8 protein-coding genes and 1 pseudogene are annotated in these 13,270 nt (G+C 57.3%); 4 read left to right on the top strand and 5 right to left on the bottom strand.

Annotated features, from left to right (window positions below; genetic code table 11):
• Positions 1 to 26: 26 nt before the first annotated feature.
• Positions 27 to 1,043, top strand: coding sequence for a nicotinate-nucleotide--dimethylbenzimidazole phosphoribosyltransferase (cobT, locus tag RZS32_RS03135; RefSeq protein ID WP_317055576.1), 1,017 nt, complete (start codon positions 27 to 29; stop codon positions 1,041 to 1,043).
• A 114-nt stretch (positions 1,044 to 1,157) separates the two neighbouring features.
• On the opposite strand, the gene RZS32_RS03130 is transcribed toward cobT, so the two are convergent.
• The 5 genes and pseudogenes from RZS32_RS03130 to RZS32_RS03110 form a co-directional block, all read right to left on the bottom strand.
• Entirely contained in the window at positions 1,158 to 3,092 is a 1,935-nt protein-coding gene (locus RZS32_RS03130; protein ID WP_317055575.1) for a cation:proton antiporter, read from the bottom strand.
• Between the two features lie 189 nt (positions 3,093 to 3,281).
• The gene (locus RZS32_RS03125; protein WP_317055574.1) at positions 3,282 to 5,006 is read right to left on the bottom strand and encodes an ankyrin repeat domain-containing protein; all 1,725 of its coding nucleotides are present in this window, start codon (positions 5,004 to 5,006) and stop codon (positions 3,282 to 3,284) included.
• A 200-nt stretch (positions 5,007 to 5,206) separates the two neighbouring features.
• Positions 5,207 to 7,981: a hypothetical protein gene (locus tag RZS32_RS03120; protein ID WP_317055573.1), complete on the bottom strand. Its 2,775-nt coding sequence runs from the start codon at positions 7,979 to 7,981 to the stop codon at positions 5,207 to 5,209.
• Between the two features lie 129 nt (positions 7,982 to 8,110).
• Positions 8,111 to 9,412, bottom strand: coding sequence for an O-acetylhomoserine aminocarboxypropyltransferase/cysteine synthase family protein (locus tag RZS32_RS03115; protein WP_317055572.1), 1,302 nt, complete (start codon positions 9,410 to 9,412; stop codon positions 8,111 to 8,113).
• Positions 9,413 to 9,576: 164 nt separating this feature from the next.
• Positions 9,577 to 10,577: pseudogene (locus tag RZS32_RS03110) on the bottom strand (hypothetical protein).
• Positions 10,578 to 10,841: 264 nt separating this feature from the next.
• Between RZS32_RS03110 and RZS32_RS03105 the strand changes: the two are divergent.
• The 3 genes from RZS32_RS03105 to RZS32_RS03095 are packed head-to-tail and all read left to right on the top strand — an operon-like array spanning position 10,842 to position 13,233.
• Complete coding sequence (locus RZS32_RS03105) at positions 10,842 to 11,918, top strand: hypothetical protein (RefSeq protein WP_317055570.1); 1,077 nt, start codon at positions 10,842 to 10,844, stop codon at positions 11,916 to 11,918.
• 3 nt (positions 11,919 to 11,921) lie between these two features.
• Positions 11,922 to 12,083, top strand: a complete 162-nt coding sequence (locus tag RZS32_RS03100) for a hypothetical protein (protein WP_317055569.1) — start codon at positions 11,922 to 11,924, stop codon at positions 12,081 to 12,083.
• Positions 12,084 to 12,102: 19 nt separating this feature from the next.
• On the top strand, positions 12,103 to 13,233 hold the full coding sequence (locus tag RZS32_RS03095; RefSeq protein WP_317055568.1) for a hypothetical protein: 1,131 nt from the start codon (positions 12,103 to 12,105) through the stop codon (positions 13,231 to 13,233).
• Positions 13,234 to 13,270 lie beyond the last annotated feature (37 nt).

Here is a 13,270-nt window from a genome sequence, read left to right as displayed (position 1 = left end):
CAGGGTTCTTGCAAATGGAGCAGGTCATGACAGCCAGATTTGCGTCACTCGCAGAGGTTCGGGATGCGCTCTCCGGCCTGCCGCAACCAGATGCAAATGCATTAGAACTGGCACACCAGCGTAATGCGGAGCTGACCAAACCACCTGGAGCCTTGGGACGACTCGAAGATTTGGCAATGTGGTATTGCAGTTGGCGTGGTGACCCGCTGGCCCGTGTTGAGTCACCCCAAATTATTGTTTTTGCAGGAAATCATGGCGTCACGTCGCAGGGCGTTTCGGCTTTTCCCTCCGATGTCACGGCGCAAATGGTGGCCAATTTTGAGGCGGGTGGCGCGGCGGTCAATCAGCTTTCAGATTGCGTTGGCGCCAGCCTGACCGTCAAACCGCTTCAGCTCGACACGCCGACCCGAGACTTCACCCAAGGCCCGGCGATGAGTGAAGCCGAGTGTCTTGATGCACTAAATGCCGGAGTTGAGGCCGTTGACGCACAAGCGGATGTGTTGGTGGTGGGCGAGATGGGCATTGGCAACACGACCTGCGCTGCGGCCATGGCATTGGCACTTTTTGGTGGCGCGGCTCAGGATTGGACCGGCGCTGGCACCGGGCTGAGCGGCGACGCTCTTCGCCACAAGGCCGACGTGGTCTCGCAGGGTGTTGAAGCGAACAAAAACTGTCAGGGCAAGGGGTTAGACGCCCTGCGCTGTCTTGGCGGACGCGAAATCGCCGCCATGACCGGGGCCATTTTGCAGGCACGCCTCTTGCGCATCCCGGTGATACTGGACGGCTTCATTTGCACCGCCGCCGCGGCTACTCTGCATGTGGATCACCCCGGTGCGTTGGACCATACGATTCCGGGTCACGTCAGTGCAGAGTCCGCGCATGCAGAGCTTTTACGCAAAATCGGCAAAGATCCCATTCTTTCGCTTGGAATGCGCCTTGGCGAAGCGTCTGGCGGCGCCTTGGCCATCAGCATCCTCAAGGCGGCCTTGGCCTGTCACTCAGGCATGGCGACCTTTGCCGAGGCAGGGATCAGCGACGGCTAGAGCGTTTCGCCTTTAACCTGAGACATCAGCGAAAGGTGAAACGCGTGCAACGATTTAGCGTCGCGCTGCGTTTCGCGATCATCTGTGAATCAGGTTTGTCGCGAAACGCTTTAATCACGCCTCGGAGCGGTCCGTGTCTTCGACCCCTTCAAGGCTGTCTTCTTCCCCGCGCGACAGCAGCATGGTCTGCAACTCGTTTTCGAGCTCCTTCGCGCGGGCGATATAGGCTGAGTTCTCGACCGTGGGAATATTCGGATCCCACAGCGCGGCCAGCTCTCGCACGGACCTCCTGTCGTAGTGATAGAAGGTCTTGTGCAGCTCAGACGCTTCAAATTCACTCAGCCCCATGTTCTCAAGCACATAGCGCCCCGCGCGCAAGGCACTGTCGAACACCTCACGCACGATGTCATCCGCTCCTGCCTGATAGAGCCGGAACACATGTGTGCGGTCCCGCGCACGGGCCACGATGTGCAAATCTGGTCGTTCTCTGCGGGCGAAGGCCACAAGCCGTGTCGTGGCTTCAGGGTCGTCTAGTGCGGCAACGAGAACCGACGCAGTTTTCAGTCCGGCAGCGTGCAACAGCTCCGGTCGCCCCGGATCACCGAGGAACCCTTTGATCCCAAACCGACGCATGCGCTGAATGGCTTCGAGGTCATGATCCAGAACGATCGTGTCAAAGCCGCTGGAGCGCACCATCCGGTTTACCACCTGACCAAAACGCCCAATTCCAGCAATGATCACAGGGCCTTCGCTATCGATTTCATCCGCTGCGGGCGCATCCGAATTCTCCGTCATACGCTGCGACATCCAATCATAGAGTATGAAAAGCAACGGGGTGATCAGCATCGAAATGGCAATGACCAGCAAAAGCGTTTCTCGTAATTCCGTAGGAATAACGTTGTTCTGACCAGAGAAATTGATCAGCACAAAACCAAATTCACCAGCTTGAGCGAGAGACAGCGTAAAGAGCCAAAGGTCACGCCCGCGCAGGCCAAAAAACCGGCCCAAGGTAAAAAGGATGCCACCTTTGATCACAATCAGTGAGAAGGTGAGGGCAAGGATTGTAAAGAATGAGGCGAAGAGCAGAGAGAAATTGATGCCTGCGCCAACCGCAATGAAAAAGAGACCCAATAGCAAGCCTTTGAAAGGTGCGATGTCGCTTTCCAATTCGTGTCGGAACTCCGATGAGGCCAGCACAAGCCCCGCCAGAAATGCGCCAAGAGCCGGGGAGAGGCCGACAAGTGTCATAACAAACGCGATGCCCACGACAATCAAAAGCGCCAGTGCCGTGTACATCTCGCGCAGGCGCGAATTGTGGATGTATCGAAACACAGGCCGGGTCAGGTAAACCCCGCTCAGAATGATCCCAGCAACGGCCGCCAATGTGACAAGGGCCACGCCCCAGCCCGGCAGGCTTTGAATGTAGGACTGCGCCGCTTCAATCTGTACGCCACTATGGTCTCCGCCATGTGCCGCATCTCCCGCCTCAGAGAGGCGCTGTAGCGTCTCACCGAGGATCATATCGGGCGTTTTGGGCAGTGCGAGCAGTGGCAAAAGCGCCAGCATCGGAATGACAGCCACGTCCTGTGTCAAAAGCGTGGAGAAGGTAGATCGCCCGCCGCCAGTTTGCATGAGACCTTTTTCTGAAAGGGTTTGGAGCACAATCGCGGTTGATGACAGAGAAAACACCAGACCAATCGCAAGTGCGACGCTCCAACCAACGCCCAAAAGCATGCAGGCTGCCATGACAGCAAAAGTCGTCAATGTAACTTGCAAACCACCCAAACCCAGCAGTTTGTCCCGCATTTCCCATAAGGCGCGCGGCTCCAGCTCCAGACCGATCAGGAAGAGCATCATGACCACGCCAAACTCGGCGAAATGTTGAAGCTCCTCGGCGGCATGCCCGCCAAGGAAACCGGGGATTTGACCGATAAGGATGCCTGCTGCGAGATATCCAAGTACAGATCCCAACCCCATCCGCGCCGCAATGGGCACTGCGATGACCGCCGCGGCAAGAAAGATGGTGGCCTGAAAGAAAAAACCTTCCATTTAAATCCTTTATTGCGGCAACGACGCCTTTGGAGCGAGGCGATTGGGATCGCTTGCAGCGATTTACAATACAGGTAACAGGTAATCGGAGCCGTCCGTCAATGTCCATGCGCTGATCGCGTGAATTTGTATTTGAGCGGCTCCGAGTAAAGTCTTGGATACTGAAAAGGCAGTATGCGTGTGCCTCTTTTAGGTGTCTTTGAGAAGTATCAGCAAACTCTGATCTTCATGCGCTTCTGCCAAGGATAGCAAGGTGACGTCCTTGCCATTTGTGACCGTAGAATCTGCCCCACGATCCAAGAGAAGGCGCGCGGCCTCTATATGGTTGTTGCCCACGGACACGGCCAATGGAGTAAGCCAATCTGTTTCCGCCGGATTGTCACCAGGACGGATGTCGAAAAAGCGCATGTCAAGGCGCGTCGGATCCTCTGATAAGCGCTGTTCCAGCTGCCCCAGATTACCCCGCGCCGCGGCTGTGAAGATATCCATCTCCACCTGATCCAGACGGTCGATCACCCCTTGTTGCCCGGCATGAATGGCCCATCCTATCGGCGGCTGGAAATACATTTCTTCGCGAATTGTGGGATCGGCTCCGGCCTCTAGCAGAACTTCCACCATCTCAAGATCCCCGCCAAGCGCAGCTTCATGCAAAGGCGTGCGTCCGGGACGGGCATTGAGGTCAAACCCAAGCCTGATCATCGTGTCCAGCGCCTTGCGCTGGCCCAGCTGGACCGCATCACACAGCATCTCACGCCCACGAACCTGCGCAATGAGGTCAGGGTTTTCGGTGAGCATGTCGTGGGCCGTCTCAAACTTGCCTGCCATGCAGGCCACTTGAAATACATCTGCATCTGAGATGGCTTGCCTGTTCGCTCCTGCGTTGGCCAAAAGCTGGGCAATCTCGGTTTGTCCCATCAACATGGCCGTCTGATAAGGTGTCTTTCCCCTGGTGCGATTGTCATAGATGTCTGCAGGTTTGTTCAGGTCAGCGCCATGCGCAATCAACAGTTTCACACGATCAACAAAGCCACTTCTGATCGCATTGATCAGTTGAAAATGCACCGTCTCAGACGGGTTGGAGACAAAACGGTCATTTTCATGCAGCAACCAGTTATTCTTGTCGCTTGCCGAAAGCCCATATTCCAACAGCAATTCCAGACAGGTGTCGTCCGGCGTGAAGCACCGGTTATAGGCGGCCTGGCTGTCATTGGGGTTGGCCCCGTGGTCCAGAAGGGCGCGCGCGAATGGCACCATGTCGGGATGCTCTGGTTGATTGACCGGGCCGCCTTCACCCTCGCCAAAAACACCTGTCAGAGCGGTAAACTTGTACTGACCGCCCCACATGTAATGCGCATTTGGGTTCGCCCCGCGCGCCAGCAGCACTTGAGCGGCGGGAAAGCTCGACTGTCCGGGAAGGCGCGCATAGGCCGCATACATTATAGCAGGCCAGTTAAAGTAACCTCCAGGTGTGTTGACCAGTTCGGGATTTTCATCAAGCCAGCGGGTCACTTTATCTGCGTCACCTAAAGCGGCGGCGGTATATACATTGGCATCGGCAATTTCGGGATGATCTGCCAGCAATGCTGACGCATCTTCGAACCGCTTGGGCCCAAAATCTGGAACGTTGCCATAGGCCACCGTCACCAGATCGAGAAATCGGTTCGCCAGAGGATCACCCGAATGATCCTGCACGCCCTCCACATGCGCCTTCAGGCGCGCCCAACTGGAAAACCCATGGCTGCGCGCAATGACAAGCTGCGCCTGTTGAAGAGAAATAGAGCTAGGATCACCAAAATAGGGACCGACCTGATCAAGCGCGGCAGGGTCTTTGGTGCGGACGGATTTCAACAAAGTCTTGGCGCGCTTTTTGAGTTGCTCAAGATTGGCACGGGCGGGAAGTGGGGTGATCGTCATGATCGGCCTCCTTTCAAAACATCCGGTATCCGCGCCCTCGGACCTGAAAAGAGGTTCGAAAGAAGTTTGGGTTTTTTGGACAGATGGGCTTGGCCCTTCCCGCGGATCAGGTGCCGTCTGACCGGCGAGGGAAGTGTGCCATGGATTGCCCGAAAGACAAAGTCAGAAGTTTTTCAGAAGGAATCGGGCGCCGTTCGGATTTAACCGCGCGGCATTTTCAGAACCACGTTGCGACCGCTCTTAACGTAGCGGATTTCGCTGTCTCCAATCGCGGACACGCGGCCACCATCAAGCCGGTCGCCAACCTGTACTTTCTTGTATCGGCCACTGGGCAACCGCACGAGCGCCCGACGGTTGGATTGCGACCCATATACGCCAATGAGGTTCACACGGCGCAGTTTCAAAACGTTTTGCTCCGTCGCGGCGCGGGCCACCGTGGTCGCGGTTGGCGCGCTGGGCGCCACACGCTGGTTTGAGGGCACAACGGCGGCAGTTTGCACAGCTTGCTGCGCTTGTTGCTGACTGCGTTGCACGATTTGCGCGATGTTGCGTGGACGTGTCTTGGGTTTGCGCGACGTGGCCACAGCTTGCGCAGTGGCTCCGGCAAAGGGATCAGGCTGCTGCACGGCGGCAGCAATCGCAGCTTCAACCGAGGCGTTGTCAGGCGTAATTTCAACAACGCCGGCTGTAGACGCAGCAGCAGCCTGTTCCGCCAGCTCCTGTGCACTTTGCGGGCGAAGCTTGGGGCGCAGGGATGCAAGTTCCGACCGAGTGAGACCCCCTAGATTTTCGCGCTCGTTTTGCTCAGAGAGGTCTCCGGGTCTTGGCTTCGGCCTGATTTCTGCCAAACGCGCGATTTCTGGATCAAGCGGAACAACTGCCTCACCATCAGTCACTAGTTGTGCGGGCGGATCAGGCCGTGTGCCAGGAACCAGGCGCGGCTGTCCGGCGAAGATCCGTACACCATTGGGTGTAATGGCACCCCCTGGAGCGGCCCGCACATTGCCGCGTCCATCAAGCACGAACTTTGTATCCGCGGCAGGTGGATCAAGCAGTGTGCCGGGACGCTCATCGCCTTGCAACGCGCCGACCTCTGGCAGGGCCACGGCATCCTGTTCTGTCACTTTGGGATCAATTGATGTGAGGTAAAAATCCTCCAGCGGAATGCTTTCCGGTGCCACAGGCGCATCAGGTGCGCGTTGCCAAACGCCGGTGACCGCGTACCGCGCCCGCGCCTCATCTGGGCTCAGCTGCGCCGGACGGGCCTCGGGCTGTGCATCACGCGGTGTTTCGTCCAGATCCAGAGTTCCACCGGGAAGTGCGGCGACCGTCGTGCCAAAATCCTCGGTCTCCAGAGTGAATTCCGGCTCTTCCTCGATGAGGTCTTCAACCGCGTTCGCGTCGGCTCCGGGCACGGAGGCCACTTTGGTCGTGTCAGGTTCGCTGCGCAGAAAACGCGACAATCCGTCATCGAGGAAAATCGACGCCCAGGCCGCAACACCCACAAGGAATATGAGCAAGGCAGCCGTCAGCATCACACCAAGGAACTTTGGCTTGCCGCCAACATGCACCGGATCGCGCGCGCCGAAAATCGTCATGCGCTGACGTTCGTCGTCATTCTCTTCGCCAACGGATGGCTCTGGTGTTTGGTTGGAATACCGCGCTGCCGCACGGGCGATGAGCGCATCACGTTTAGAGGCAAAAGATGGCTCAGCCACCGGATCAGGCGCGGCGGGCACTGATGCCATAAGGCGCTCTTCACCTGAAGGGCTGAGCGAGGCGCCAATACGCGTGGCTGTCTCATGCGAAATAGCGATTTCCGGCGCTTTAGGGAGGTCCGGTGCTGGTTCGGGTTCAGTTTTGGGCGGCGCCACGGTCAGCGGTGGTTCGCTGCGTTCGGGCACGTCCGGCTCTGCCGCTTTCGCAGGCTCAAGGGTCTCAATCTTGCGCGAGGCCCCGGTGAGTTTGGGGGCAGCGCTTAGATCATCACGCCGTGATGCACGGATTGAGGTAAAGGCAACCGTGGCTTCTTTGGGCTCGTCCGACTCGTCAGGGCTTTCCACATCCGGATCGTCGGTCTCCGCAACGTTTTGTTCGTCGTTCGGAACCGCGGGTGGCTCTGCCTCGGACGTCGCCTCAATTACAGAAGCACTATCCGCCTCTGGCGTTTCGTCGGCCACATCCTCGGGCTGATCTTCATCCGGAATAATCGGGTCTTCTAACACGCTCACAGGCCAGGGAGCATCGATTTCCGTTGGGTCGGCGTCCGTGACCTTAGCCTTTGAGCCAACCGCCGCAACTGCTTCTTTTTCGCCATCATCCGTGGCATCGGGAGTGTCTGCCTTGACCTCAGGCTCAAGTGTCGATGCGTCAAGCGGCTCTGACTCTGGCTCAGGTTCAGCAGCAGGTGGAGGTTCTGGCAACCGCGCAGGGCCGATCACGCGAATGGCGGCGGTGTCGCGCTCTACAAACCCACCCGAGGGCAAAAGATGCGCAGTGGCTTTGGCCTCTCCAAACCAAGGCTCGCCTACGAAATCCATGCTCTCTGGGATGGCCACGAAACACAGCGGTTTGAACCCGTGATCTGCGGCAAAGGCCTCAGCCTCGTTCAGCGTATCTCGTGCGACAGCCGCCACATAAACCTGGCCTGCGCTGATCGACCAGTCATAGGCGAGGTCTTCCAATGCGTAGGGCGTCGCCCCATCCAGCGCCCGTGCCACCGCGTCGGCGATCTCATCTGGTGCAAGCCCCTCGGCGTCCAGTTGCAGATACCGTATCTGGTCATTGGGAAGGACAAGTTTCGTGTGCACGCCATTCGTGTCAAACAGGTGCGCCTTGTCGAGAAGTGCGGCCAAGTCCCCAGCAAGATTGGCAGAATCGAGGTTGACCTCGCCCACTGAATGCCATCCTGGGAAGGCGCGGTGCAAAAGACCTATGCCATCATATGAGAGGGTCAGGGCGAAATTTGGTTTCATGGACAGCGCTCTAGCACCAGTACAAAGGCGGGCAAACGCCGCCGGGACACAAATCTATTTTATAGCAGCTTCCCGCCGAGGAAAAGGTTAACGCGAGGGGTTTAGTCCCCGCGCCACGTTTTTTTGATCTTAGGCGCTTGCTTTCGACAGGGCCTGATCGAGATCGGCGATGATGTCGTCGGGGTCTTCAATCCCGATTGAGATGCGCACCACGTTGGGTGCGGCCCCTGCGGCTTCCTGTTGCTCCGGGGTCAGCTGACGATGCGTGGTAGACGCTGAGTGAATGATCAGAGACCGGGTATCACCCAAATTGGCCACGTGGCTGAAAAGCTCAAGACTATCAACGAGTTTCACACATCCTTCATAGCCGGATTTCAGCGCTACGGTGAACAAGGCGCCCGCGCCTTTAGGGCAGACTTTGGCCACGCGCTTGTAGTAGGGCGAAGACTTCAGACCGGCATATGTCACGGCCTCGACCCGATCATCCTTTTCCAGCCAGTCCGCCACAATCTGCGCGTTTTCCACATGCTTTTGCATCCGCAAGCTGAGCGTTTCGATCCCAATAAGCGTATAATGCGCCGCCTGCGCGTTGAGCGTCATCCCCAAATCGCGCAAACCGATGGCGATGCCGTGGAAGGTAAACGCCAGAGGCCCAAATGTTTCGTGGAATTTCATGCCGTGATAGGCGGGCTCGGGTTGGCTGAGAGATGGGAATTTGTCCGAAGCCGACCAGTCAAACGTGCCCGAATCCACCACAACACCGCCTGTCACCGTACCGGACCCTGTGAGGTACTTCGTCATCGAATGCACCACCAGAGTGGCCCCATGTTCAATGGGACGACACAGGTAAGGCGAGGCCGTGGTGTTATCGACAATTAAAGGCAACCCCGCCTTGTCCGCCACATCCGCCACGGCGCGAATATCCGCGATATGTCCACCGGGATTGGCGATGGATTCGCAAAAGATCGCGCGTGTATCGTCATCAATTGCCGCAGCGATGGCTTTCGTATCGTCAATGTCCACAAACTTGGCCGACCAGCCAAACCGCTTGATCGTTTGGCTGAACTGCGTGACAGACCCGCCATAGAGCCGGGTGGACACAACAACATTCTTACCAGGCCCCATGAGCGGGAAAAGCGCCATAATTTGCGCTGCATGCCCAGAAGAGCAGCACACGGCCCCAACCCCGCCTTCCAACGTGGCAATGCGTTCCTGAAGAACTGCAACCGTCGGATTGGTCAGACGGGAGTAGATGAACCCCACTTCCTGAAGGTTGAAGAGAGCCGCCGCGTGCTCGGCATCGCGAAACACATAGGCTGTTGTCTGATAAATCGGCGTCTGCCGCGCACCGGTCGCCGGATCAGGCCGCGCGCCTGCGTGGATTTGCAATGTATCAAAGCCAAATGAATGAATGCGATCGTCGTCGGACATAAGCCAGCCTCCCAAAAGTGTTGCCAAAAGGGTTAGGCGAAAGGCCGTGTCAGGACAACCGGATTTCAGGCCGCGCCTGGGTCAACAAGAGGGATTTGGGTATTTATTCCAAGAAAGAAGTCAGTGTGGAAACTGCTGTTCCAGTCTTTCACCTTTGGTGCGCTTTAACGCATCCAAAATCCGTTGCGCTTGATCGTGTTGCGAATGGCTTGTTCGCGCCGGGGCAGGTTGTCGCGGTCAAAAAGCTCACGCACTTTGTGACCGCGCCCGTGATAGACCATGAACTTGATTGGATCATAGGTTTTTAGCACTTTCTTGATCGGGTTGGGAGCGGCCACTTCTTCCAAAACCTCTACCACTTTTTCGGACTCGCGCGCATAGAGCAGCGGAAAGAGCCGGTAGTGACAGGTGATGTCGCCATCCAAAAACCCATCGGGCAGCGTATCTCTCCCCCGCCCAGCCCGTGGATCACAAGCGGCAGGGCGATTTGATCCAACCATGGATCAAGCGACTGACATACAAGCTCTTTTGGAGTGTCGTCGCGGATGGCCAGAGCATAGTCCAGAAACCTTTGTCCAAAGACATGTGGGCATTCATAAAAAAAATACCCGGCGTTGAAGTAAAGGTAGCGCCGCCAGTATTCATCCGGGTAGGCGGGGTCGAGCGAGCTTTCAAAATCAAGCCCGAACTGGTCGTAAAGCGCGCCCCATGTCTGGTGATAGCTGGGGCCATAGAGTTGGATTTCCGGCCACGTGCCCTCACGGCGCAGGGATGCGGATGGTCGGGCAAAATCAAACGGCACTGTCATCAGATCGCCGGTGACCAGCGTATCGGTGTCGAAGAACACAAAGGGTTCCCCCTTCGGCATGGCAAACAGCGCCTCAATCTTATTGCCATAAGGATAGCTCTGACCGAAATGCCGGCTTTCAAACGGCACAATCCTGGCACCGAGGTCCTCCAGAAGACCGCGCACATCGCCGCGCATCCTTGGATCGTTCTTCCAAAGCGGTCCCGGTTGCGGCTCAGCGACATAGAGCTGTCCGGCAAAATTCGGGCTGCTGGCGCGCAGACTGGCCGCAAAGAGCACAGCCTCAAACTGAAGCCGTCCTGCCTGTCCCACGATGAGGATGTTGAATGGCTGCTCTGTCCGCGTTTTGCGGGCCATATTCGCCCCGGTTTGCCTGTTGGTCTTTCGTCGCACTATAGGGCGCGATTGTGATTTGCGCGAGAGGTGGAACACGGGAAATTCGCATCAAAGTGGCTTCTGCCAAAAAACGGGATTGTCTGCACGCGCCGGGGGCGGCATGATTTGCCTGAAAACAAGGGGTTTCAACGCAGCGTTTCCAAGCGGCGAAGAACCTAAAAACTTAAAAAACTGGAATTAGACCCCATATATATCAATGGGATACGTCAAAAGAGAGGGATTTTAATGGCGAATTTGGATGCGCAAGTCCGTGAGAGTCAGGCCCAGGTCGAAGAGGCGCAGGCGAAGATACAAGAGCTGACAAGCCGTATTGAATCGGCCCGGTCCAAGATCAAGGGCGGCGAAGATGCAACACTTGATATTGAGAATGCCTCGCTGGATGAGGTGCATGCGCATACCGAAACCATGAACGCCAACATTGCAGAGCTGATCATGGGGCTCGATGACATCACCGCGGCCTTTTCCAAGGATTTCGACGAGATGCGCTCGAAAACCGGCTGGGAAAGCTTTGTTGGCATATTCTCCAAGGCCAAATCGGACTCCATGCGCCAAGATCGCGTGCGTACCGCCAGCATTGATGACAAACTGCAGGATCTGATCTCGAAATCTGACGTGATCGTTCAGCTTTTGGAAGGGCAACTGCGCACGCTGGAAGAGCATAAGGTCAAGGTGGAGGGCAACCTCACCGAAACGCTGGACGAGCGTGAATTGACCGTGGGTGAGCTGGAGGCGCTGCGCACCGATATTCAGGGCATGGATCCCAAGATCATCGAGCTGGAAAACAAGATCGCGAATGAGACCGACGCCGCCGCGCGCACCAAGCTTGAAACCGAGCTGGCCGAGATGAATGCCAAGTATAACGAAATGGTTCAGCAGGAGCAGGTGAAGCTTGCCAAGTCGCAGACGCTGGAGCGCTATATCGAGAAGGGCAAAACCTGGGTCGACAGTTTGCAGAACCAGGCAGCCACGCAAATGGTGCTGATCAACAAGCTGCAGACCGACACCAAGCAACGTGTGGTGCTGTATGATGCGCTGACCAAATCGCTCAAAACCGCGCAGCAACAGGATGTCGCCCACCGCATCAACGAAATCGGCGTGCAGACCGACCAGGAGGCGCAATCGGCCATGGCCGGCATAGGTGCTGCCACCAACAAGCGGATGGCCGACATGCTAGAGGCGCATGAGGACCACATGGTCTTTGCCCGCGAGGTTCTGGAAGCCAAGGCCAAGGCAGACGAACGCTTTGCCCGACGGTTCTCGAAGATCATCGAGAAACACGACGCCAACGCATATGGAGGCTAAGCCATGGGATTGGGAGTAGCCCTCATCGCGCTTTGCGTCGTTTGCCTTGTGGTGTCGTTCATTTTCACCGTGCCTGCCTGGGTCAATCTGTTGGGCATCCTCTTTGGGATTGCCGGTCTGGTGATGATCGGCAAAGGCCGGAAGGGCGGCGGGGATAGCGCGTGAACCGGAAAGACCAGTCGCGATGACCGAGTTAAAATCATCGCCGGACCACGATCGCGCCGCGCTTACCGATCTCTTCGCCTCGCGCCGCTACTTCGCCAAGTTTGAAAAGATCACCGCGCATCTGGGCCGCGTCGCGGCGGTAATGCAAGCCGAAGGCGCGCTCAGCAAGCGAGAAGTTGAGGTTCTGACCGCCTATGTGCAGGCCATCGCCTACACGTTCAAAGCGCTTTCGATGAAATACCTTCTGGTGGGGCGCGACACCGGACAGTTTTTTGGCTCTCTGCAGATGGATGTCGAGGAAAGTGGCTTTCCGATGTTCTCCGAACTGATGGTGATGGCCAACGACGCCGCCCAAGCGCGCCAGCATCTGGAAGGCCAACCTGATGCCGAGACGCTGAAGCGCCAGATGGTCGAGCAGATCATCTCTGAGCGCGAAATTCCCACACGCCTGCAATTCGCCTTGTCGCAGCGGCTTTACTACGAAGAGATGATCAAAGGGCATCTCTTCTGGGCGCAGAACGACCCGCAAATCATCTGGCTTGAGGGGCTGAAAGACCGCCGTCGTTACCTGCTGCACTGGGCCAGCTATGACAGTCAGGTCAACCTGCCGACCATTTACCTCATGGAACTGGAGGACACCGGCCGTCGCAGTTTGGGCAAGGATGAGCGCCGCTGGCCCGAGGTGCAGGCGCATCTGATGGCGCAAAGCCTTGGGGGATTGAAGCTTCTGACCATTGCCAAAGGCTTTGACGAAAGCTTCGACGATCTGCACCCCAAGAAACTGCGCCGCCTGCATGTCGGTCCGATGTATAGCCACACCTTCACGCGCCAGACCGGCCCGATGCGCGAGGTGCTGGCAGAGGCACAAGCGCCCAAGGGGCAGGACTGGGCCCTGGCCTGGACCGATGAGGTGTTGGAAAGCGAGCGGGTCATTGAGGAACGCGCAGGATGGTTCGGGGCCGTGGAGCGCGAGGTTTTTGCGCTTGATCCCTTTTCAGGTAAAGGCGCGGAAACCGGGGCCACACGCATGGAGCGCAGCATTATCCTGCCCGAGCGCCCCTATCAGGTGCTGGCCGAAAAGAACCCGCCGGGGTTTGGCGCGGTGACGAAATATGTGGTGAGCCCGACGGGCCGGGTGCTGAGGTATTAATGCCTCCGGCGGGGATATTTGAGGCAAAAAGAAAGAG

Source organism: Roseovarius sp. W115 (assembly GCF_032842945.2).
Taxonomy (GTDB): Bacteria; Pseudomonadota; Alphaproteobacteria; order Rhodobacterales; family Rhodobacteraceae; genus Roseovarius; species Roseovarius rhodophyticola.
This window is presented reverse-complemented; position numbering and strand designations above follow the sequence as displayed.

What these genes read in the sequence shown, in the direction of transcription:
- cobT (WP_317055576.1), top strand. Translation starts at nt 27, where the DNA reads ATGACAGCCAGATTTGCGTCACTCGCAGAGGTTCGGGATGCGCTCTCC.
- RZS32_RS03095 (WP_317055568.1), top strand. Translation starts at nt 12,103, where the DNA reads ATGACCGAGTTAAAATCATCGCCGGACCACGATCGCGCCGCGCTTACC.
- RZS32_RS03130 (WP_317055575.1), bottom strand. Translation starts at nt 3,092, where the DNA reads ATGGAAGGTTTTTTCTTTCAGGCCACCATCTTTCTTGCCGCGGCGGTC.
- RZS32_RS03105 (WP_317055570.1), top strand. Translation starts at nt 10,842, where the DNA reads ATGGCGAATTTGGATGCGCAAGTCCGTGAGAGTCAGGCCCAGGTCGAA.
- RZS32_RS03100 (WP_317055569.1), top strand. Translation starts at nt 11,922, where the DNA reads ATGGGATTGGGAGTAGCCCTCATCGCGCTTTGCGTCGTTTGCCTTGTG.
- RZS32_RS03115 (WP_317055572.1), bottom strand. Translation starts at nt 9,412, where the DNA reads ATGTCCGACGACGATCGCATTCATTCATTTGGCTTTGATACATTGCAA.
- RZS32_RS03120 (WP_317055573.1), bottom strand. Translation starts at nt 7,981, where the DNA reads ATGAAACCAAATTTCGCCCTGACCCTCTCATATGATGGCATAGGTCTT.
- RZS32_RS03125 (WP_317055574.1), bottom strand. Translation starts at nt 5,006, where the DNA reads ATGACGATCACCCCACTTCCCGCCCGTGCCAATCTTGAGCAACTCAAA.